Here is a 22,436-nt window from a genome sequence, read left to right on the forward strand (position 1 = left end):
TTCGCCCCCCGGCATCGGGGTTGAGCCGGGCGAAAAGCAACAATCACAATCCTCAGGAGGGGCAGCATGGGGCGTGGCTTCCGCGTGCTCACCTCAGGCCTGCTGGCCGTGGTGTTCGCCGCGCTGGCCGTGCCCGCAGGATTCAACCTGGCGCAGGCCATCGAGTGGCCTCAGCCGGAGCCGGTCATCAGCACGCCCGCGGCGCAGTTGCCCCCCACCACGCTGGCCGAAGTCCCCTTGGCGACCGGACCGAGCGGCACCGCTCCGCTGCCCGATCCGGCCACGTTGAAACCAGCGCTGGAGAAGGCCTTGGCGTTCGACGGCGCAGGCAGCTTCACCGGGACGGTCACCGATGCGGCCAGCGGCGAGGTGCTGTACAACAAGGCCGCCACCGACCCCGTGATTCCGGCGTCGAACCTGAAGACACTCACCGCGGTCGCCGCGCTGGAGTCGCTCGGCGCGGACCGCCGGCTCTACACCACGGTCAAACGCGGCAGCAACCCGGGGGTGCTGTTCCTGGTGGGCGGCGGCGATACGTTGTTGGGAGCCGGGGAATCACGGCCCGGCGCGGTCTTGGGTGAAGCAGGACTGGCAACGCTGGCGGAGCAGGCAGCCGGGAAACTGGCTGCCAGCGGCTACACCGGTGAGCTGACCGTGGTGGTGGACGATTCGCTCTACTCCGGGCCAACCATCAGCGCCGCCTGGGATCCGGGCGATGTAAAGAACGGCGAAATAGCCCCCGTCTACCCGCTGGCGCTGAATGCCGGGCGGGACCAGGCCGACGGCGGGGGCGATCTGGTGGCCGATGCCGCCGGTCTGGCCGGGGCCGCCTTCAGGGATGCGCTGGCCCAAGCTCTGGCCGGGAAGGACCTGACCGTGGCGGCCACGGTGGGACGCGATGCGGCACCGGCGGACGGGACCGTGCTGGCGGAGGTGCAGTCCGCGCCGGTCGCCGACCAGGTGGCCTACATGATGCAGCATTCGGACAACTACGTGGCCGAGGTGCTGGCACGCAACACGGCAGTGGCCGTGGGCAAGCCCGGCTCCTTCGGCGGCGGCACCGAGGCCGTGCGGGAGGCGGCCGAACGGCTGGGCATCCCGGTGGCGGGGATGGTGCTGGCCGATGCCAGCGGGCTCTCGATGAAAAACCGGGTCAGTCCCGAGCAACTGGCCGCTGCGGTCACCTTGATCGCCACCGCCGAGGACCCGGACCTGCGGGCAGGCATCGGTTCGCTGCCGATCGCCGGCCTGACCGGCACCCTGTCCGGCCGGTACCTGCAGGCCAACGCCGGCGGCGCCGGACTGGTCCGCGCCAAGACCGGCACGCTGAACTCGGTGACATCGCTCAGCGGCTACGTGGCCAGCGCGGACGGACGGCTGCTGATTTTCGCCTTCGTGGCCAACGGGCTGAACGGCTCGATCGACGCCGCCCGCACCGCCGCCGACCGGGCCGCCACCGTGCTGGCCGGCTGCGGCTGCCGCTGACCGGGCACCGATCCGGGAGCCGGGGAGGTAGTGACCGGCTTGGCGCTGGTGTGATCTGATGGAACGCATGGACAGCAGCGCACCCACCCCCAGTGAATCCGGCGCCTCCTCTGGCCCGCCCCCGCGGCTGGTCAATTGGGAACTGGCCGCCGCCACGGCAGCAAAACTGACCCCGGCCGGTCCCCGAATGAAGGGATCGGAAATCCGTGCCACCGTCGAAGAGCTGCGGCGGCTTGCCGAGGTATCGGTGGACCACGTGCACCGCATCACCGGACTTGACGCACCCCGCGACCTCCGCGATTCCGAGGTGCTGATCATCGACCGCGCCGGATGGTCAAAGGCCAACGCCCGCAGCTTCGAAGTCATGCTGGCTCCAGCCCTCACCGCGCTCGCCGAGAAACGCCCGGAGCAGCTCAAGAGCGCCACCACCGTCGTGGGCGGCGCTCTCACCGGCACCCAGATGGGCGCCATCCTCTCCTTCCTGTCCAGCAAGGTGCTGGGCCAGTACGACCCGTTCTGCTCGCTGCTGCCCGGCGGTCCGGCGGCCGGACGGCTGATGCTGGTGGCACCCAACATCGTGACGGTGGAACGCGAACTGAATGTGGTGCCGTCCGACTTCAGGTTGTGGGTCTGCCTGCACGAGCAGACGCACCGGGTGCAGTTCGCCGCGGCGCCCTGGCTGCGCGACCACATGATGGAGCAGATCGGCGAGCTCTCGTCGTCCCTGGTGGAAAAGGCGGACACCCTGGGCGAGCGGCTGCAGCAGACGGTCAAGGCAGCCGTCGCCGCGACCAAGGACAGCGGCAAGGACGACGGCGGAGCGCCGGGTTCTTCGCTCAAAGGTTCCGTCCTGGAGTTGATCCAGGGGCCGGAGGAGAAAGCGGTCTTCTCGCACCTGACGGCGGTGATGAGCCTGCTGGAGGGCCACGCCAACGTGGTGATGGATGCGGTGGACGCCTCGATTGTGCCGACGGTGAAGACCATCCGCCAACGCTTCAATGCCCGCGGTCAGAGCCGCGGCGCGCTGGAGAACTGGGTCCGCAGGATCATGGGACTGGACGCCAAGGCGCGGCAGTACTCCGATGGTGCCAAGTTCGTCCGTGCCGTGACCCGGCAGGTCGGCATGGAAGGCTTCAACGCCGTGTGGGAGCGTCCGGAAAACCTGCCCACGGAAGACGAGATCCACCATCCCGACCTGTGGATCAGCCGCATGGACCTTAGCCGCGCATGAGCGGTGTGGCAGCAGGCCGGCGCAAGCCCCGGCTCCATCCGCATCTGGGGGCCGTCCGGCACCAGCTGCGCCAAGCGCTGGATGAATGTGGACCGGCCCCCGCCGGCGCGGACTCTGCCGAGGCCCCGCTGCTGCTGGTGGCCTGCAGCGGCGGGCCGGATTCGCTCGCCTTGGCCATCGCCGCGGAGTTTTTCAACCGCCCCGCGCGCAACGGCGTCCGTCCCTATCGGGTGGGAGCCGTCGTCGTCGACCATGGACTGCAGCCGGGCAGTGCCGAGGTGGCCGAGGGGGCGCGGCTGCAGCTCGAATCGCTGGGCCTGGCACCGGTGCAGGTGCGCCGCGTGCAGGTGGAATCCGCCGGAATGGGGCCGGAAGCTGCCGCCCGCACCGCGCGCTATGCGGCCCTTGATGCTGCGGCGGCGGAATTCGGGGCGGCCGCAGTCCTGCTGGGGCACACGCTGGACGACCAGGCAGAACAGGTGCTGCTGGGCCTGGGCCGCGGTTCCGGCACCCGCTCGCTGGCCGGCATGCCGGTGAAGCGGGGCCAGTACCTGCGTCCGTTCCTGGCGCTGCGGCGGCGGGATACCGAAGAAGTCTGCGCCGTGGCCGGACTGCAGCCCTGGCACGATCCCACGAACTCGGATCCGCGCTTCATGCGCTCGCGCATCCGGACCCGGGTGATGCCGTTCCTGGAGGAGGAAATGGGCCCCGGCGTGGCAGAGGCATTGTGGCGTTCGGCCCGGATCCTGGCCGCGGATGCCGAGTACCTGCAGGCGCAGGCGGTCGAAGAATACCGCCGGGTGCGGCTGGCGACGCCGGACGGAGTGGAGTTGCAGCGGGACGGGATGGAACGGCTTCCGGCCGCCATGAAGCACCGCGTGATCGCGTTGGCAGCCGCGGAGCTGGGTGGCGAGAATCCCAGCTACGAACGGCTGCAGGCGGCCGAAACGCTGCTGCGCCGTCAAGGCTCCGCTGGCCCCGTGCAGTTGGCCGGATTCGTCAGCGTCTACCGACGGACTGCCGCCAATTCGGTTCCCCAAGATGGCACCGGCTATGGCAATCTTGTGTTGAGAACAACTGACCGCAGCCCCGGTCAGTCAGACCGCTAGACCCGGGAGCAAGTGGTGGATTCCAACGACGTCCAGGCAGACCTCAAGCACGTCCTCTACACCAAGGAGCAGATCCAGCAGCGCATTACCGAGCTGGCTGCCCAGATCGATAAGGATTACGAAGGGCGCGATCTGCTGATCGTCGGCGTCCTCAAAGGCGCGGTGATGGTCATGGCAGACCTGGCGCGCGCCCTGCACAGCCACGTCAAGATGGACTGGATGGCGGTCTCCTCCTACGGCTCCGGCACCCAGTCCTCGGGCGTGGTCCGGATCCTGAAGGACCTGGAGACGGACCTGATGGGCAAGCATGTGCTCATCGTGGAGGACATCATCGACTCCGGCCTGACCTTGTCCTGGCTGAAGACCAACCTGATTTCCCGCGGCCCGGCCAGCGTGGAAATCTGCACGCTGCTGCGCAAACCCGATGCCGCCAAGGTGGAGATTGACGTCAAGTACGTCGGCTACGAGATCCCGAACGAGTTCGTCGTGGGCTACGGGCTGGACTACGCCGAGCGCTACCGCAACCTGGACTTCATCGGCACGCTGGCGCCGCACATCTACGAATAAGCGCTGCACCGTCTTCCGCAGGCCGCGCTACGCCGAGAGGGAACTAATCGGCTCCGCCGAGCGTGAATGAAGACGGACGGTGTATAGCTGTAGTAGCCCACCGGGCTGCCATCACGCGCGGACAAGCAGGAGGGACGGGCGCAAGCCCCCAAGTCGCATGAAATTGAAGAACCTTTTCAAGGGACCAATCATCTGGATTGTCCTGGTCTTGGTCATCCTCCTGATTGCCGTGCCCAACCTGGCCGGCCCGCAGTCGTCGCGGGTGGACACCAGCGTGGGTCTTTCGCTGCTGCAGGATAAAAAGGCGGAACAAGCCCGGATCAACGACGGCGCCCAGAGCGTCGACCTGACGCTGCGCGACGATCTGGTGATTGACGGCGCCAACAAGGGCAAGTCGATTACCTTCTTCTACAGCCGTGACCGCGGACCGGACATCGTCAAAGCGATCAACACCTCCGGTGTGGACAACTTCACCGACCAGCCGGTGGAAAACAACTGGTTCATGAGCTTCATCAGCCTGATCCTGCCCATCCTGATCATCGGCCTGATCTTCTGGTTCCTGCTCTCGCGCATGCAGGGCGGCGGTTCCAAGGTCATGCAGTTCGGCAAGTCCAAGGCGAAGATGATCTCCAAGGACATGCCCCAGGTGACCTTTGCCGACGTCGCCGGGGCGGACGAGGCCGTGGAGGAACTGCACGAGATCAAGGAGTTCCTCTCCGAACCGGCAAAGTTCCAGGCCGTGGGAGCCAAGATCCCCAAGGGCGTGCTGCTCTACGGCCCGCCCGGTACCGGCAAGACGCTGCTGGCCCGCGCCGTGGCCGGCGAGGCCGGTGCACCGTTCTTCTCGATTTCCGGTTCGGACTTCGTGGAGATGTTCGTGGGCGTCGGTGCCTCCCGTGTCCGTGATTTGTTCGAGCAGGCCAAGGCCAACGCCCCGGCCATCATCTTCGTGGACGAAATCGACGCCGTGGGCCGGCACCGTGGCGCCGGCGTGGGCGGCGGAAACGACGAACGCGAGCAGACGCTGAACCAGCTGCTGGTGGAGATGGACGGCTTCGACGTGAAGACCAACGTCATCCTGATCGCCGCCACCAACCGCCCGGATGTGCTGGACCCGGCATTGCTGCGCCCCGGCCGCTTCGACCGGCAGATCTCCGTGGAGGCACCGGACCTCGAAGGCCGCCACCAGATCCTCCAGGTGCACGCGGCCGGCAAGCCGATGGCCCCCGGCGTGGACCTGAAGTCGCTGGCCAAGCGGGCCCCCGGATTCACCGGTGCAGACCTGGCCAACGTGCTCAACGAAGCGGCGCTCTTGACCGCTCGTTCCAACGCCCAGCTGATCGACGACCGGGCATTGGACGAGGCCATCGACCGGGTGATGGCTGGCCCGCAGAAGCGCTCTCGCGTGATGAAGGAGCATGAGCGCAAGATCACCGCGTACCACGAAGGCGGGCACGCGCTGGTCGCGGCCGCGCTGCGCTACTCCGCCCCGGTCACCAAGGTCACCATCCTGCCTCGCGGCCGGGCCCTGGGCTACACCATGGTGGTGCCGGAGGAAGACAAGTACTCCGTGACCCGGAACGAACTGCTGGACCAGTTGGCCTACGCCATGGGCGGCCGGGTGGCCGAGGAGATTGTCTTCCACGATCCGTCCACCGGTGCCTCGAACGACATTGAGAAGGCCACCGGCACCGCCCGGCAGATGGTCACGCAGTACGGCATGAGCGAACGCGTCGGTGCCGTGAAGCTGGGCCAAGGCGGCGGCGAGCCGTTCCTGGGACGCGACATGTCGCATGAACGCAACTACTCCGACCACGTGGCGTTTGTGGTGGACGAGGAAGTTCGCCGGCTGATCGACGACGCCCACGACGAGGCCTACGCGATCCTGACCGAGAACCGCGACGTGCTGGACCGGCTGGCCCTGGCCCTGCTGGAACGCGAAACCCTGAACCAGAGCGAGATCGCCGAGATCTTCCATGACCTGCGCCGCCGCGACCTGCGCGATGTGTGGCTGTCCAAGGAGACCCGGCCGGTCCACGACATTCCGCCCGTTGTCTCGCGGCGGGAGCGCGAAGCCGCAGCCAACGGCCAGCAAGAAGAAGAAAGCCATGCGGCCGTGATCGTGGACCCGAATCCGGCCGGCGGAGACCTGCCGGAGGACGAGGGCCGAGGCGGCGTTCTGGGCACCAGCGGCTAGGATCGCATACGTGACCGATTACGATGACGTCGTTGCCGAACTGGACTTTGACCCGCAGATCGACCTGCCCCGGATCGAAAAAGCGGTGCGCGAGATCCTGATCGCCGTCGGCGAAGATCCGGACCGCGAAGGCCTGCTGGATACCCCGCAGCGTGTCGCCCGTTCGTATGCTGAGGTCTTCGCCGGACTGCACCAGGACCCGGCAGAGGTCCTCGGCACCACGTTCGACATCAACCACGAAGAAATGGTGCTGGTCAAGGACATTCCGTTCTACTCGACCTGCGAGCACCATCTGGTGCCGTTCCATGGCACGGCGCATATTGGCTACATCCCGTCGCATGACGGTAAAGTGACCGGGCTGAGCAAGCTGGCCCGCCTGGTGGAGATCTATGCGCGCCGCCCGCAGGTGCAAGAACGCCTCACCACGCAGATCGTGGAGGCCCTGGTCAAGTACTTGGAACCCAAGGGCGCGATCGTCGTCGTCGAATGCGAGCACATGTGCATGTCCATGCGCGGGGTGCGCAAGCCCGGGGCCAAGACGGTCACCTCGGCCGTGCGCGGCCAGTTGCGCGAGCAGGCCACCCGGGCCGAGGCCATGAGCCTGATTATTGGACGATAGCGAAAAGATAGAGACGGTAGAACTAGATGGATTCACTCGCCGCAGTCCCCGGAACCGGGCCCGCAACCTCGCCCCTGCCCGTGCTGCGCAAGGCACGCGCACCGAAGAAGTTTGCGGACCTGCCCACCGACCGGGCCGTCGTCATGGCCATATTGAACGTCACGCCGGACTCCTTCAGCGACGGCGGGGAACACGCCAACCGCGAAGCGGCGATCGCCTACGGCCTGAAGCTGCTCTACGGCGGCGCCGACATCATCGACGTGGGCGGGGAATCCACCCGCCCGAACGCCGACTCCATCACGCCGGAAGAAGAGCAGCAGCGCATTTTGCCGGTGATCGAGGCGTTGGCCAAGGCCGGCGCCCTGATCAGCGTGGACACCATGCACGTGGACACCGCAGCGAAGGCCCTTGATGCCGGGGCAGCCATCATCAACGACGTGTCCGGCATGACCTTCGACCCGGAGATGCCGGCGCTGGTGGCGGAGCGGAAGGTTCCCTACATCCTGATGCACCGGCGCGGCGACGCCCGCCATGCGGATCCGAAGGCGGATTACCAGGACGTGGTGGCCGAAGTCCTCGCGGAACTGACGGAACTGCGCGACAAGTTCGTTGCCGCCGGGGTTGCGCCGGAGCAGATCATTCTGGATCCGGGCCTGGGCTTCTCCAAGAATGCCGAACACAACTGGGAACTGCTGCGCGCCACCGGGCAGTTCGCCCAGCTGGGACACAAGCTGCTGATCGGTGCGTCCCGCAAGCGGTTCCTCGGCTCGTTGCTGACGTCCGCCGGCAAGGCCGCCGCGCCCAAGGAACGCGACGAGGCCACACTTGCGGTCTCCGCACTGGCCGCGGCCAACGGCGCGTGGGGCGTGCGAGTGCACGACGCCGGTGCCTCCCTGGACGCGGTCAAGGTCGCCGCTGCCTGGGCCAAGTAGGGCGGGTCATGGCGGCAGGACAACCGGCGCGCCCGGACATCATCAAGCTCACCGGCATCGCCGCGGTGGGCTATCACGGCGTGCTGGAACACGAGCGCCGCGACGGGCAGCGGTTTATTGTGGACGTTGCCCTGCACACGGACATCCGGCCGGCGGCGGCCGGCGACGACCTGACGAAGACCGCCAACTACGCCGAACTCGCGGACCAAGTGGAAGCGATCATCACCGGCGAGGCGCTGCAGCTGATCGAAACCCTGGCCGAACGGATCGCGGATCACGTGCTGCGCACCTTCTCCGTGGCGGCGGTGGAGGTCACCGTGCACAAACCGCACGCGCCCATCCAGGTGGAGTTTTCCGACGTCAGCATCAGCATTTACCGGGAGCAGCCATGAGCGTGCGCGCCGTGCTGGCGCTGGGCAGCAACCTGGGCGAACGCAGCGACACGCTCTCGCACGCCGTGGCAGACCTGGTGGACACCCCGCACGTGCGGCTGCGCGAAGTGTCAGCGGTGGTGCAGACCAAGCCGGTGGGCGGTCCCGAGGACCAGCCGGATTACCTGAACATGGTGCTGGAAGTGGAGACCGACCTGGATCCACACCAGCTGCTGGCCCACTGCCAGGCTGTGGAGAACAAGCATCACCGCACGCGGGAAGTGCGTTGGGGCCCGCGGACCCTGGACGTGGACATCATCACCTACGGTGACCTGACCCTGAACGATGACGACCTGGTCATCCCGCATCCGAGGGCACACGAACGCGCCTTCGTGCTGGCGCCCTGGGCTTGGATGGATTCCAACGCCACGCTCAACGGCATCCCGGTCGGCGAACTGGCGAAGGCGGCCGGGGACCTGGACGGCGTCGAGCCCTACGAAGCCGAACCGTTCGAAGCCGGGCAGTAGTGTCCGGCGGGGTGGGGGCTTCGTGAGGACCATCAGGTACCGCTACCTGGCGACCATCGCCGTCGTCACTGCGGCGCTGGGCTGGATGGGCAACCAGATCACCGAGCGCAACGGGCTGCCGGTGCCGTTCCTGCATCTTTCCTCGCTGGTCACGATGGCGGCCATCGCCGTGTTCACGCTGGTGCTGGGCCTGAAAGTGCGTCGCTGGCGCAACGGAAAACGGGACAAGGAATTGAATCCGGTGCTGGCCGCCCGCACTCTGGTGTTGGCCCAGGCCTGTGCGTACGCCGGTTCGTTGATTTTCGGCTGGCACACCGGCATTTTGGTGGACCAACTCGTTTTGCTGCTCTACCGGCCGGGCCTCGGAGCGTTGCCGGCCGTGCTGGCTATGATGGGCGGTGGCCTGATCATGGTGGTGATAGGGCTGGTGGTGGAGCGCTTCTGCAAGCTCCCGCCTGAAGACACCGACGCGGCCAAGAACAACGGAACCGAGGCCCAAGGCGAGGGAGAATATGCCTAGCGAAGCGATCGACCCGGCGTGGATCAACTGGATCCGGGTCTCGCCCAAGTACATCACGGTACAACTGATCGGCTGGGCGATCTTCACCGTGGTTGCACTCGCCGTCCTGTCCGTACCGCTGGCCCTGTTGCTGACCGGCGTGTGGCCCGATTTCCCCGCCTGGCTTGCCTGGCTGCTGAGCGTGGGCACCCTGGTGGCCCGCATCTGGATCGGACTGCTGATTCCGCGCCAGGTCAGGGCCATCGGCTACGCGGAACGAGACGAAGACCTGCTGATCCGGCGCGGCCTGTTTTTCCAGCGCGTCATGGTGGTTCCCTACGGCCGGATGCAGTACGTGGACGTCGCCGTGGGTCCGCTCGAGCGCGCGTTCGGGCTCTGCTCCGTGAAACTGCACACCGCCAGCCCGCAGACCAATGCCAGCATCCCGGGTGTGCCGGCGGCAGAAGGCGCACGGCTGCGCGAACAGCTCTCCGACCGCGGGCAGGCAAGGCTGGCCGGGCTATGACCGTTCCCGGCAGCACCGGGCAGGACCCGCCGCAGGGGCGGGGACCGGATGCGCCCGGCGATGTCCTGCCGGCCTCCCAGGGCGTGCCGCTCACCCCGGACCCCACCGGCATCTGGCACCGGGTGCATCCCGTTTCTCCGCTGGTCCGCGGCTGGATTGCCGTGGCGGCCATCGCCTACTTCTTCGGCCGCGACTGGTTTGAGACCGTGTTTCGCGGCGAGGAGTTCTGGGGGCTAAGCGGTGGCCGGGCGGTCTGGACCGTGCTGATCGTGGCCGGCGTCGTCCTGCTGCTGCTGGCCGGGTTCTTCCTGTCCTGGTGGTTCACCCGCTACCAAGTCACGGACGACCACGTCCGGGTGAACTCAGGCGTGCTATTCCGCCAGCACCGCCAGGCCAGGCTCGACCGGGTGCAGGCGATCGACGTCATCCAGCCCCTGCTGGCCCGGATTTTCGGCCTGGCCGAACTCAAGTTTGAGGTGGCCGACGCCGGTGAGTCCGCCGTGCGGTTGGCGTACCTTCCGCTGGCCTCGGCCCAGGAACTTCGGGCCACCATCCTGGCCCGCGCCGCCGGACTGACCAGCGCTCCCGGCCATGCCCAGGAACCGGTTCCCGAGGCCCCCGAGCAGCAGATCCTGGCCGTGCCGGGCAGCCGCATTGTCGGCGCGGCCCTGCTCTCCGGCACCACCGTGTTCCTTGTCATCATGCTGATCGCGGCGGGGCTGTCCACCTTTGTGTTCGATGCAGCGTTCGGCCCCGCCCTGCTGCTGCCCGCCGCGTTCGGTGTGGCCGCGGGCTACTGGTCTACCTTCAGCACCGGCTACAACTTCCGGGCCGCGGTATCCCCGGACGGCATCCGGCTGCGCTACGGGCTGCTGGAGACCCGGGCGCAAACCGTTCCGCCGGGCCGGGTTCAGGCGGTGGAGATCATGCAGTCGCCGCTGTGGCGCTTCAAGGGCTGGTACCGGATGCGCGTGAATGTGGCCGGCTACGGAGTAAGCACGGAGAATTCCGGTGCCCGCACCACGTTGTTGCCGGTGGGCACCCAGCAGGAAGTCATGCAGATGCTGGCCCTGGTCCTCCCGGACCCCGGCACCGAGGATCCGTTCACGGTTTTCGCCGCGGGCCTGGACGGGATCGCCGACACGGAACAGAACGACGGCGGCGCCTCCGACGACGGCTTCGTCACCTCGCCGCGGCGCGTCCGCTGGCTCTCCTGGCTGACCTGGCGGCGCAACGGCTTTGCCGTCACGGGCACCGCACTGTTGGCGCGCGGCGGCCGGTTGTGGCGCAGCCTCGCCGTGGTGCCGCACGAGCGGACCCAGTCCATCGCGCTGCACCAAGGTCCGCTGGCCCGGCGCCTGCGGGTGGCCGACCTGCGGCTGCACACCACCACCGGGCCGGTCACGCCGGTGGTCTACCAGATCGACGCCGACACCGCCCGCCGGCTCTTCGACGAACAGGCGTCCCGGGCCGCAGCGGCCCGGCGCCGCAGCCTTCCGGAGCGCTGGCTGGAAGCCAGGTCCGAAGCCACGCCGGACGCCCTCAGCGGACCCGGATCGGAGCCTGCCACCGGGCGCCCGGCCGGGCACCAACCGCAGCAGGAAGCCCAGCAGCCGCAGCAGGACGGACACCATCCGGAGCAGGAGAGCCACCATGGCGGGTAGTACAAGGCCCGGCCGGCTGGGCATTGGCGTGATCGGCGCCGGCAAGGTGGGTGCCGTCTTGGGCGCAGCGCTGCGGGGCGTGGGGCACGCCGTCGTCGGCGTTTCCGCCGTGTCGGAGGACAGCAGGGAGCGGGCGGAGAACCTGCTGCCCGGCGTCCCGGTACTGCAGATCCCGGAGATCGTTGAACGGGCCGAACTGGTGCTGCTGGCGGTACCGGATGACGCGCTGCCCGAACTGGTGGAGGGCCTGGCCGCGGCCGGCGTCTGGCAGCCGGGCCAACTGGTGGTGCACACCTCCGGGCGCTTCGGCACCGGCGTGCTCGCACCGGCACGGGCCAAAGGAGCCATCCCGCTGGCCATCCACCCCGCCATGACCTTCACCGGCATGAGTCTTGACCTGGCCCGGTTGACCGACTGCAGTTTCGGGGTGACCGCCGAAGCCACGGTCCTTCCGATAGCGCAGGCGCTGGTGGTGGAGATGGGCGGCGAGCCGGTGGTCATCGCCGAGCAGGACCGCACGCTTTACCACGCGGCCTTGGCGCATGCCTCAAACCACCTGGTGACGATTGCGGCCCAGTCCGCCCAACTGCTGGCCGAAGCCGGCGTGGAGCAACCGGACCGGGTGCTCAGCGCACTGATGCGGGCATCCCTGGAGAACGCGCTGGCCTCCGGTGAATCGGCGTTGACCGGGCCGGTGGCGCGCGGCGATGCCGGCACGGTCCGCAGCCATCATGAAGCGCTGCTGCGCCGCGAAGTGGATTCGGGCAGCACCGACATCCGGCTGGCCTACGAGGAACTGGCCCGTTCCACCGCCCAGCGCGCGTTGGAACGGGGCCTGCTGAAAGAGGCGCAGGCCACCGAAATTCTGGACATTCTGGCCCAATCCCATCCGGAGGAGAACCCGTGACCCGCCCGCAGCTTGTGACAACCCAAGCCGAACTGAAGGATGCCACCGCCGGACTCCTGGCCGGGGCAAGCGGCCGGCCGTCGGTGGGACTGGTGCTGACCATGGGGGCGCTGCACGCCGGCCATGCAGCCTTGGTGCGCGCCGCGCGGGAGGCGAGCGACGTCGTCGTGGTTTCCATTTTTGTGAATCCGCTGCAGTTCGGCGAAGCGGAGGACCTGGACCGGTACCCGCGCACGCTGGAGGCCGATCTGGACCTGCTGGCGGAGTGCGGCGCGGACGTGGTCTTTGCGCCGAGCGTGGAGGAGGTCTACCCGAACGGCGCCCCGGGGATCAGGATTACCGCCGGCGATCTCGGCGCCAAGTTCGAGGGGGCCTCCCGTCCGGGCCACTTCGACGGAGCGCTCACCGTGGTGGCCAAGCTGCTGCATCTCGGGCTGCCGGTCGGTGCAGCTGACTATCGGACGTTCTTCGGCCAGAAGGACGCCCAGCAATTGGTCCTGGTCAAGCGGATGGTGGCGGACCTGAACTTCCCGGTGCAGGTCGTGGGAGTGCCCATTGTGCGCGACGACGACGGGCTGGCGCTCTCCAGCCGCAACCGATTCCTCTCCGAAGCGGAGCGGGACGCGGCACTGGTGCTGTCCCGCAGCCTCGAGTACCTGCGTCGACAGGCGGATCGCCATGAAGCCCTGGATGTTGACGGCGCCTTGGCGATGATCGACTCGGTGCCGCTGGTGCAGTTGGACTACTTGGAAGTGGTGGACCCGAACACCCTGGAGCCGCTGGCCTTCAACTGCCGGGAAACCCCGTTCACCGGCGAGGCCTTGGCGCTGGTCGCCGCCAAGGTCGGCCCGGTGCGGCTGATCGACAACGTGCAGCTGGGGTACTGACGCTGAGCTACTGACGTGGGACGTTTGGCTGGCCCGCCCCGGGTACCGGTACCCTTAACTACCGTGACCCGCGAAAATTCCCCCACTCCTCATCCCACAGCCGAGGCTGCCGACGCCTCCGAGCAGATGCACGTGCGCATGGCCAAGCGTGCCAAACTACTTGAACGCGGCGTGGAGGCCTACCCGGTGGGGGTGGACCGGACCCACACGCTGGCCGAGGTGCGGGAAAAGTACGGCCACCTCGAGGCGGACGAAACCACCGGCGACATCGTCGGCGTGTCCGGCCGTGTGGTCTTCATCCGCAACACCGGAAAGCTGTGCTTCGCCACCTTGCAGGAAGGCAATGGCACCCGGCTGCAGGCCATGTTGAGCCTGGCCAACGTCGGCGAGGAAGCGCTGGCGGACTGGAAGGCGCTGGTGGACCTGGGCGACCACGTGTTCATCCGTGGCGAGGTCATCAGCTCCAAGCGCGGTGAGCTGTCCGTTATGGCCAACACCTGGCAAATGGCCTCCAAGGCGCTGCGTCCCCTGCCCGTGCTCCACGCCGGCCTCAACGAAGAGACCCGGGTACGGCAGCGTTATGTGGACCTGATGGTCCGCGACGAAGCCCGGCAGATGGTGTACACCCGCGCAGCCGTGATCCGTTCCATCCGGGACACCCTCCACTCCCACGGCTATGTGGAAGTGGAGACGCCCATGCTGCAGCTGGTCCACGGCGGTGCCACGGCCCGTCCCTTCGAAACGCACCTGAACGCGTTCAACCAGGACATGACCCTGCGCATTGCCACCGAGCTCTACCTCAAGCGTGCAGTGGTCGGCGGCATTGACCGGGTCTTCGAGCTGGGTCGCATTTTCCGCAATGAGGGCGTGGACTCCACGCACAGCCCGGAATTCACCACCCTGGAAAGCTACGAGGCTTACGCCGACCAGTTCGTGATGGCTGACCGGATCAAGGAGATGATCCTTAATGTGGCCGACAGGCTGGGCACCCGCGTGCTGGAAACCCCGCAGGGCACCATCGACCTGAATGGAGAATGGCGCTGGCTGGCGGTCTACCCGGGATTGTCCGAAGCGGTGGGCCAGGAAATCACTCCGGAGACCGGCGGGCACGTGCTGCGCGAAATTGCCGACAAGCACGGCGTGAAGATCGATCCGAAGTGGGACACGCAGAAAACAGTGGTCGAGTTGTTCGGCGAAATCGTCGAGCCCACCCTGCTGCAGCCAACCTTCGTTTACGATTATCCGCCCGCTGCGCAACCACTGGCACGAAACCACCGGGATAAGCCGGGCCTGATTGAGGCCTGGGATCTGATTATCGGCGGAATGGAACGCGGCACCGCATTCTCCGAGCTGATTGATCCGGTAATCCAGCGCGAACGGCTGACCCAGCAGTCGCGTTTGGCAGCTGCCGGCGACGAGGAGGCCATGCAGCTGGATGAAGACTTCCTGCGCGCGCTCGAATACGGTGCTCCGCCGATGGGCGGCATCGGGCTGGGCATTGACCGACTGGTGATGCTCTTCACCCAGGTGGGAATCAGGGAGACCATACTGTTCCCGCTGCTGAAGCCGGAGGTGGGCTAAGGATGGAATATCTCTGGGTACTTGCGCCGTCGCTCGGCGTTGGGCTCTTGTTCTATTTCGTGATGAAAGCCATATTCAATGCCGACCGCAAAGAACGCGAAGCATTGGCGGAAGCGGAGCACGAGGCGGATAGGCGCGCAGCCGAAGGCGGCACCGAATAACGGCGAACGCCCCGGAAACCCTGGACAATGATCGATTGTCCGGGGTTTCTCCTTTAAGCACTACAGGACATGTGGTTAGAGCCCATTATGGCCAAACCAATATCACTCATGCCGGATTTTTCCTAGTTTTCATTAATCAGTTCGTATTGCCTTCAAATCGAGTGTGCGCAATAATCAATTTGGTTCGGCAATCCCGGCCAAATAGATCCACTCACTAAAGGAGCCTTCCGTGGCGCAAGAAGTAAAAATCATTCTGGTTGACGATCTGGATGGTGGCTCGGCGGATGAAACGGTCCGCTTCAGCATGGATTCCAGCAGTTACGAGATTGATCTTTCTTCAACGAATGCCGCGGCCCTTCGCGACGCACTTAAGCCGTACATTTCCGCCGGTCGGAAGATTCCTTCCCGCGGCGCACGGGCCGGAAAGCCGGCCAGCAGCACCCGCAGTCAGGATGCCTCGGCAATTCGGGCGTGGGCGCGGGACAACGGTTACAACGTCAGCGACCGCGGTCGTGTGCAGTCCGAGATCATTGAAGCCTACAAGGCTGCCCACGGGGGATAACGGGCGGCCCGTTCCAATGCGGGCAGATCAATCGGCGGGGCGGACAGGCAACTGTCCGCCCCGCTTTGCGCTCTCCGGCAGGGCATTACCCCTAGGGCGAACAGACCTCCGCAGAGCCAGTCGGGCACGTAGCATCAAAGTACGCAGTAGCTAGGAGTGTGCGAGATGTTTGAGAGATTTACCGACCGTGCCCGTCGCGTTGTCGTGCTGGCTCAAGAAGAAGCCCGCATGCTCAACCACAACTACATCGGCACCGAACACATCCTCCTGGGTTTGATTCACGAGGGTGAAGGCGTTGCCGCCAAAGCACTGGAGTTCCTCGGCGTCTCCCTGAACGGCGTTCGCGAGCAGGTCCAGGAAATCATCGGCCAGGGCCAGCAGGCTCCGAGCGGCCATATTCCGTTCACGCCGCGGGCCAAGAAGGTCTTGGAGCTGTCGCTGCGCGAAGCCCTCCAGCTTGGCCACAACTACATCGGTACCGAGCACATCCTGCTGGGCCTGATCCGCGAAGGCGAAGGCGTGGCCACCCAGGTGCTGGTCAAGCTCGGCGCAGACCTCAACCGCGTACGCCAGCAGGTTATCCAGCTGCTCTCCGGTTACCAGGGCAAGGAACCGGTCACCGCCGGCCAGCAGCAGGAGGGAACTCCTGCCGGGTCCGTGGTGCTGGACCAGTTCGGCCGCAACCTGACCCAGGCGGCGCGTGAATCCAAGCTCGACCCCGTCATCGGGCGCGAGCACGAGATGGAACGCGTGATGCAGGTCCTCTCCCGCCGCACCAAGAACAACCCGGTGCTGATCGGCGAGCCCGGCGTCGGCAAGACGGCCGTGGTGGAGGGCCTGGCCCAGGCCATCGTCCGCGGCGACGTGCCCGAGACCATCAAGGACAAGCAGCTCTACACGCTGGACCTCGGATCGCTGGTGGCCGGCTCCCGCTACCGCGGTGACTTCGAAGAGCGGTTGAAGAAGGTCCTGAAGGAAATCCGGACCCGCGGCGACATCATCCTGTTCATCGATGAGATCCACACGCTGGTCGGTGCGGGTGCGGCCGAGGGCGCAATCGACGCCGCCTCCATCCTGAAGCCGATGCTGGCCCGCGGCGAACTGCAGACCATCGGTGCCACCACCCTGGATGAGTACCGCAAGCACATCGAGAAGGACGCCGCGCTGGAGCGCCGGTTCCAGCCGATCCAGGTCGAGGAACCGTCCGTGGAGCACGCAGTGCAGATCCTCAAGGGCCTGCGCGACCGTTACGAGGCCCACCACCGGGTCTCCATCACCGACGGCGCCCTGGATGCCGCCGCGCATCTGGCACACCGCTACATCTCCGACCGTTTCCTGCCGGACAAGGCCATCGACCTGATCGACGAGGCCGGCGCCCGGCTGCGCATCCGCCGGATGACCGCACCGCCGGAGCTCAAGGACATCGACGAGCGTATCTCGCAGCTGAAGAAGCAAAAGGAATCGGCCATCGATGCCCAGGACTTCGAAGGTGCCGCTACGCTGCGTGACCAGGAGAGCAGGCTGCAGGACGAGCGGGCGGAGAAGGAACGCGCCTGGAAGTCCGGCGACCTGGATGAGATTGCCGAGGTTGACGAGGACTTGGTGGCCGAAGTGCTGGCCAACTCCACCGGCATCCCGGTGTTCAAGCTGACCGAGGAAGAGTCCAGCCGCCTGATGCACATGGAGGCCGAGCTGCACAAGCGCGTGATCGGCCAGGACGAGGCGATCAAGGCCATCTCGCAGGCCATCCGACGCACCCGCGCCGGCCTGAAGGACCCCAACCGCCCCTCCGGCTCGTTCATCTTCGCCGGCCCCACCGGCGTCGGCAAGACCGAGCTGGCCAAGGCCTTGGCGGAGTTCCTCTTCGGCGAGGAAGACGCGCTGATCACGCTGGACATGTCCGAATACTCGGAGAAGCACACCGTCTCGCGGCTCTTCGGTGCCCCTCCGGGCTACGTCGGCTACGAAGAGGGCGGACAGCTGACCGAGAAGGTGCGCCGTCGCCCGTTCTCCGTGGTGCTCTTCGACGAGGTGGAAAAGGCCCACGCGGACCTGTTCAACTCGCTGCTGCAGATCCTTGAGGACGGCCGCCTGACGGACAGCCAGGGCCGCGTTGTGGACTTCAAGAACACGGTGATCATCATGACCACCAACTTGGGTACACGCGACATCTCCAAGGGCGTCATGACCGGCTTCCAGTCGGGCACGGACACCAAGACCGGGTACGAGCGGATGCGCGCCCGGGTTCAGGATGAGCTCAAGCAGCACTTCCGGCCCGAGTTCCTCAACCGCGTTGACGACACGGTGGTCTTCCCGCAGCTGAGCGAAGAGGAAATCGTCCAGATCGTGGATCTGTTCGTCGAGCGGCTGCGGAAGCGGTTGACCGAGAAGAACCTCAAGATCGAGCTGAGCGATCCGGCCAAGGTGCTGCTGGCAACCCGCGGCTACGATCCGACGATGGGTGCCCGTCCGCTCCGCCGGACCATCCAGCGGGAGATCGAGGACCAGCTCTCGGAGAAGATCCTCTTCGGCGAGTTCCACCCCGGCGAAACCATCCACGTGGACGTCGACGGCGAAGGCGATGCGGCAACGTTCGTGTTCACCAGCACCGGCGCCCCCAAGGCGATTGAGGAAGTTCCGGACACCCCGGCACTGTCCCAGTAGCAAGCACTGCGCAAAGGTGAACCCCGGCTTCGGCCGGGGTTCACCGGTTTAACCGTATTAACCGCTCGGATCCGGCAGCACACCGTGAAATCATTTTGTGCGGCAATCTGTGATCCGTGGCACAAGTAGTGTTTACTGAATCCATGAGTTCTGAAGCACTTACTTCCGATATCCGGACGGCGGCACCCCTGCAGCAGGATTCCGGTTCCCCGTTCGGCGACCTGGACCGCTATATCGCCCTGCCGCGGCTGGGCTCGCTGGCGCTCAGCCCGGATGGCAGCCGGCTGGTGACCTGTGTCAGTGTTTTGAACTCCGCCGCCACCGAGTACACCTCGGCCCTCTGGGAGGTCGACCCCGCCGGTGTGCGTCCCGCCCGCCGGATCACCCGCAGCTCCAAGGGCGAATCCGGTGCAGCCTTCGCCCGCAACGGCGATCTTTACTTCACCTCCGCCCGCCCCAGCCCCGATGACGCCGCTGAAGAACCGGTGCCCGCCCTGTGGCGCCTGGCGGCGGCCGGAGGAGAGGGCCGGGTGGTGCTGTCGCGCCCCGGCGGAGTGGCCGCGGTGCGCTGTGCCCGCGATGCAGACACCGTGGTGGTGGATGCCCAGGTTTTGCGAGGTTCCGACGGCGAAGAGGCTGACGCGAACCTCCGGACCGCCCGCAAAGACAAGAAGGTCTCGGCCATCCTGCATTCCGGCTACCCGGTGCGCTTCTGGGACCACGACCTGGGGCCGGGGGAGAAGCGGCACTTCGTCCTGCAGCAGTCCGCGGATGACGCGCAGACAACCTTCACGGTGGACGACGAGCCCAGCGGCAGCCTGCGCAGCATCACCGATTGGGCGGGAAGTGCCCTGATGGAAACCGGCGCTGAACTCAGCCCGGACGGGGCCACGCTGGTGGTCAACGTCCGCCAGCCCATGCCGCGGGGGGATGCCCGCAGCGTACTTGCCGCCGTCGATACCGGCACCGGCGAACGGCGGATCCTGCTGGATAGCGCGGATACCGACTACTCTCCCGGTCCGGTCAGCCCCGACAACAGCACCGTGGTGGTGGTCTGCGAGACCGTGTCCGGGCCGCAGACGGTTCCTTCGGTCAGCCTGGGTCTCCTCCCGCTGGCCGGCGGCGAACTGCGTCCGCTGGCCGCAGACTGGGATCGCTGGCCGCATCCCGCCGCCTGGCTGCCCGACGGGTCGGGCCTGCTGGTGACAGCCGACGACGGCGGCCGCGCCCCGCTGTTCCACATCGACGCCGGCACCGGCTCGGTGCGCAAGGTGACGCACGACGATGCAGCCTACTCCGACGTCGTGGTCAGCCCGGACGGACGCTTCGCCTACGCCCTGCGCAGCTCCTACCTGTTCCCGCCCGAGCCGGTCCGCATCCACCTGTCGTCCGGGGACACCACGGCGTTGCCAGCGCCGGCCCCCCGGCCGGAGCTGGGCGGACGGCTGGAGGAAATCACCACGACGGTGGGCACCGACGGCGAGCAGGCCGAGGTGCGCGGGTGGCTGGCGCTGCCCGAGAATGCTTCCGCGCAGAACCCTGCGCCGCTGCTGCTGTGGGTGCACGGCGGTCCGCTTGGCTCCTGGAATGCGTGGAGCTGGCGCTGGTGTCCGTGGCTGCTGGTGGCCCAGGGCTACGCCGTGCTGCTGCCGGATCCGGCCCTGTCCACCGGCTACGGGGACGACTTCATCCGGCGGGGCTGGGGCCAGTGGGGCCAGGCACCGTACACGGACCTGATGGCCATCACCGACGCCGCCGTGCAGCGCGAGGACATCGACGATACCCGCACGGCCGCGATGGGCGGTTCGTTCGGCGGCTACATGGCCAACTGGATCGCCGGACACACCGACCGGTTCCGGGCCATTGTCACCCACGCCAGCCTCTGGGCGCTGGACCAGTTCGGACCGACGACGGATGTCTCGACTTACTGGGAGCGGGAGATGACGCCCGAGATGGCGCTGGAAAACTCCCCGCACCTGCACGTGGAGAAGATCAACACGCCGATGCTGGTGGTACACGGGGACAAGGACTACCGGGTGCCGATCGGCGAGGGGCTGCGGCTCTGGTACGAACTCTTGTCACGGTCGCAGCTGGCCGCGGGAACGGACGGGCAGACACCGCACCGGTTCCTGTACTTCCCCGACGAGAACCACTGGGTGCTCTCACCGCAGCACGCCAAGATCTGGTACTCGGTGATCTGCAACTTCCTGGCCCGGCACGTGCTGGACCAGGAGACGGAACTGCCGGCCGAACTGGGGCTTTAGACTGACTGGGTGACCGACGCCTTCAAGATCCGCCCCGCCCGCACTTCCGACGTCACGGAGATCCGCCGCCTGGTCAAGCCGCTGGCCGACGAACGCGTGCTGCTGGAGAAGGAGGCGGTGGCCTACTTCGAAGGCATCCAGGAGTTCCGGGTGGCAGAGACGCCGGAAGGTGAAGTCGTGGGCTGCGGCGCCGTGCACGTGATGTGGGAGGACATCGCCGAGGTGCGCACGCTGGCCACCGCGGCGCATTGGCGCGGCCGGGGAGTGGGCCACGCGCTGCTGGACGAACTCATCGGCGCGGCCAGGGATCTGGGCGTCAGCCGCGTGTTCTGCCTGACCTTTGAGGTGGACTTCTTTACCCGGCATGGCTTCGAGGTGATGGCCGACCAGTCGGCGGTTGATCCGGAGGTATATTCCGAGCTGCTGCGCTCCACCGATGAAGGCGTGGCCGAGTTCCTCGACCTGGCCCGGGTCAAACCCAACACGCTGGGCAACACCCGGATGATCCGTTCGCTCTGAGCCGCCGGGCTGCCGCGGGTTCAGCTCGATTCCGCCGCCGAGTTACCCACCGGATACGCAGCGTTCGACCGTGAAGAACCGGTCGGACCGTCGACGTGGACTGCTCCGGGCACTGCAGGGCGAACCCAGCGACCAGGCCAACGACGTTTAGCCGGGGAGGCTGATCCCGCTGCCTGCGGTGACGGCCAGTCCGTCCGCGAGCAGCCCGTCGAGAGCGCGGCCCAACTGTTCGTCCCCGGCCGGCAGCGCCCGCAGCGCCCGAAGAGGCTTGTGGTAGGCAGCAGGCAGGGCCGCCAGGTCGATGCTGCCCAGCAGGACCTCGCGCGGAACGGACGATTCCGCTTCGCGCAGCACGGCCATCATGGCGCCCCGCACTTGCCGGTCGGTGCCCGCCCAGGCCTGCCCCTTGGGGACGTAATGCGGTTCCGGGCGCCCGGCTGCCACCCACGCGCAACGATCCAGCACCGGACAGGCGTCGCACCGCGGCGCCCTCGCCGTGCACACCAGGGCACCGAGCTCCATCGCACCGGCGTTCCATTCCTTGGAGCCGATGGCCGGCATCAGTTCCTGCGCCAGGCGCATCTCCGCTGCGGTCAGCGCTGGCGCCGGGAGGGCAGCGCCGGTCACCAGGCGGGCATGTACCCGGCGGACATTCGTGTCCACCACGGTTTCCGGCAGCCCGAAGGCAAAGGATGCCACCGCGGCCGCGGTGTAGGTTCCGACGCCGGGGAGTTCCAGCAGGCTGCCGAGGTCGTCCGGCACCTGGCCGCCGTGCCGCTCCACAATCGCCGTGGCCGCGGCATGCAGGCGCAGCGCGCGGCGGGGGTACCCCAGCCGCCCCCAGGCCCGGACCGCTTCGCCGGCCGAATCGGCCGCGAGATCGGCAGGTCGAGGCCAGCGCTGCATCCACTGCTCCCAGACCGGCAACACCCGGACCACCGGAGTCTGCTGCAGCATGAATTCGCTGACCAGGATGCCCCACGCGTCGCATTCCGGGCGACGCCAGGGCAGGTCCCTGGCGCTGGCCGCAAACCAGTCGCGGATGCGCCGGTGCAGCAGGTCGGCTTCTGCCGATTCGATGGAAGAAGCCGGAGCGGCGGCGTCGAGACGGGGCATGGAACTCCTACGATGTGACCAACCAATACTGTACTGCCCGGCGTGGTG

21 protein-coding genes are annotated in these 22,436 nt (G+C 67.0%); 20 read left to right on the plus strand and 1 reads right to left on the minus strand.

What is annotated here, in order from left to right:
- Nucleotides 1-66 precede the first annotated feature (66 nt).
- From dacB to E4J89_RS08040, 20 genes are all read left to right on the plus strand, one after another.
- Nucleotides 67-1,485 (plus strand): D-alanyl-D-alanine carboxypeptidase/D-alanyl-D-alanine-endopeptidase, encoded by a 1,419-nt coding sequence (dacB, locus tag E4J89_RS07950; protein ID WP_136785594.1) that lies wholly within the window; start codon nt 67-69, stop codon nt 1,483-1,485.
- Nucleotides 1,486-1,552: 67 nt separating this feature from the next.
- Nucleotides 1,553-2,716 (plus strand): zinc-dependent metalloprotease, encoded by a 1,164-nt coding sequence (locus E4J89_RS07955; protein WP_136785595.1) that lies wholly within the window; start codon nt 1,553-1,555, stop codon nt 2,714-2,716.
- The gene (tilS, locus tag E4J89_RS07960; RefSeq protein WP_136785596.1) at nt 2,713-3,825 is read left to right on the plus strand and encodes a tRNA lysidine(34) synthetase TilS; all 1,113 of its coding nucleotides are present in this window, start codon (nt 2,713-2,715) and stop codon (nt 3,823-3,825) included. Before E4J89_RS07955 ends, tilS begins: the two co-directional genes overlap by 4 nt.
- Before the next feature lie 15 nt (nt 3,826-3,840).
- Nucleotides 3,841-4,392, plus strand: a complete 552-nt coding sequence (gene hpt / locus E4J89_RS07965) for a hypoxanthine phosphoribosyltransferase (protein WP_136785597.1) — start codon at nt 3,841-3,843, stop codon at nt 4,390-4,392.
- 157 nt (nt 4,393-4,549) lie between these two features.
- Nucleotides 4,550-6,589 (plus strand): ATP-dependent zinc metalloprotease FtsH, encoded by a 2,040-nt coding sequence (gene ftsH, locus E4J89_RS07970; protein WP_136785598.1) that lies wholly within the window; start codon nt 4,550-4,552, stop codon nt 6,587-6,589.
- A gap of 10 nt (nt 6,590-6,599) precedes the next feature.
- Nucleotides 6,600-7,208: a GTP cyclohydrolase I FolE gene (folE, locus tag E4J89_RS07975; RefSeq protein ID WP_240691789.1), complete on the plus strand. Its 609-nt coding sequence runs from the start codon at nt 6,600-6,602 to the stop codon at nt 7,206-7,208.
- A 26-nt stretch (nt 7,209-7,234) separates the two neighbouring features.
- Nucleotides 7,235-8,140: a dihydropteroate synthase gene (gene folP / locus E4J89_RS07980; RefSeq protein WP_136785599.1), complete on the plus strand. Its 906-nt coding sequence runs from the start codon at nt 7,235-7,237 to the stop codon at nt 8,138-8,140.
- Between the two features lie 8 nt (nt 8,141-8,148).
- Complete coding sequence (folB, locus tag E4J89_RS07985; protein ID WP_136785600.1) at nt 8,149-8,532, plus strand: dihydroneopterin aldolase; 384 nt, start codon at nt 8,149-8,151, stop codon at nt 8,530-8,532.
- A complete protein-coding gene (gene folK, locus E4J89_RS07990) occupies nt 8,529-9,038 on the plus strand; it encodes a 2-amino-4-hydroxy-6-hydroxymethyldihydropteridine diphosphokinase (protein ID WP_136785601.1) in 510 nt (169 codons plus the stop codon). Before folB ends, folK begins: the two co-directional genes overlap by 4 nt.
- 22 nt (nt 9,039-9,060) lie before the next feature.
- A complete protein-coding gene (locus E4J89_RS07995; RefSeq protein ID WP_136785602.1) occupies nt 9,061-9,558 on the plus strand; it encodes a DUF3180 domain-containing protein in 498 nt (165 codons plus the stop codon).
- A complete protein-coding gene (locus E4J89_RS08000) occupies nt 9,551-10,063 on the plus strand; it encodes a PH domain-containing protein (protein WP_136785603.1) in 513 nt (170 codons plus the stop codon). Before E4J89_RS07995 ends, E4J89_RS08000 begins: the two co-directional genes overlap by 8 nt.
- Nucleotides 10,060-11,727 carry a PH domain-containing protein gene (locus tag E4J89_RS08005; protein ID WP_136785604.1) on the plus strand — a complete coding sequence of 556 codons (1,668 nt, stop codon included), beginning with the start codon at nt 10,060-10,062 and terminating at the stop codon, nt 11,725-11,727. The genes E4J89_RS08000 and E4J89_RS08005 overlap by 4 nt, the downstream gene beginning before the upstream one ends.
- Entirely contained in the window at nt 11,717-12,634 is a 918-nt protein-coding gene (locus E4J89_RS08010; RefSeq protein WP_136785605.1) for a DUF2520 domain-containing protein, read from the plus strand. Before E4J89_RS08005 ends, E4J89_RS08010 begins: the two co-directional genes overlap by 11 nt.
- Nucleotides 12,631-13,521, plus strand: a complete 891-nt coding sequence (gene panC / locus E4J89_RS08015; protein ID WP_240691790.1) for a pantoate--beta-alanine ligase — start codon at nt 12,631-12,633, stop codon at nt 13,519-13,521. The genes E4J89_RS08010 and panC overlap by 4 nt, the downstream gene beginning before the upstream one ends.
- A gap of 63 nt (nt 13,522-13,584) precedes the next feature.
- Nucleotides 13,585-15,102, plus strand: a complete 1,518-nt coding sequence (lysS, locus tag E4J89_RS08020) for a lysine--tRNA ligase (RefSeq protein ID WP_136785606.1) — start codon at nt 13,585-13,587, stop codon at nt 15,100-15,102.
- Nucleotides 15,103-15,104: 2 nt separating this feature from the next.
- A complete protein-coding gene (locus tag E4J89_RS19365; protein WP_169303941.1) occupies nt 15,105-15,263 on the plus strand; it encodes a hypothetical protein in 159 nt (52 codons plus the stop codon).
- Nucleotides 15,264-15,492: 229 nt separating this feature from the next.
- Nucleotides 15,493-15,825 carry an Lsr2 family protein gene (locus E4J89_RS08025; protein WP_136785607.1) on the plus strand — a complete coding sequence of 111 codons (333 nt, stop codon included), beginning with the start codon at nt 15,493-15,495 and terminating at the stop codon, nt 15,823-15,825.
- 165 nt (nt 15,826-15,990) lie between these two features.
- Nucleotides 15,991-18,489 (plus strand): ATP-dependent Clp protease ATP-binding subunit, encoded by a 2,499-nt coding sequence (locus E4J89_RS08030; protein WP_136785608.1) that lies wholly within the window; start codon nt 15,991-15,993, stop codon nt 18,487-18,489.
- A gap of 143 nt (nt 18,490-18,632) precedes the next feature.
- Complete coding sequence (locus tag E4J89_RS08035) at nt 18,633-20,753, plus strand: alpha/beta fold hydrolase (protein WP_136785609.1); 2,121 nt, start codon at nt 18,633-18,635, stop codon at nt 20,751-20,753.
- Nucleotides 20,754-20,762: 9 nt separating this feature from the next.
- The gene (locus tag E4J89_RS08040; RefSeq protein WP_136785610.1) at nt 20,763-21,272 is read left to right on the plus strand and encodes an amino-acid N-acetyltransferase; all 510 of its coding nucleotides are present in this window, start codon (nt 20,763-20,765) and stop codon (nt 21,270-21,272) included.
- A 147-nt stretch (nt 21,273-21,419) separates the two neighbouring features.
- Here E4J89_RS08040 and E4J89_RS08045 read toward each other — a convergent pair whose 3' ends face one another.
- The gene (locus E4J89_RS08045) at nt 21,420-22,388 is read right to left on the minus strand and encodes an A/G-specific adenine glycosylase (protein ID WP_136785611.1); all 969 of its coding nucleotides are present in this window, start codon (nt 22,386-22,388) and stop codon (nt 21,420-21,422) included.
- Nucleotides 22,389-22,436 lie beyond the last annotated feature (48 nt).

This window comes from Arthrobacter sp. CAU 1506 (assembly GCF_005047635.1).
In the GTDB taxonomy this organism is placed as follows: domain Bacteria; phylum Actinomycetota; class Actinomycetes; order Actinomycetales; family Micrococcaceae; genus Crystallibacter.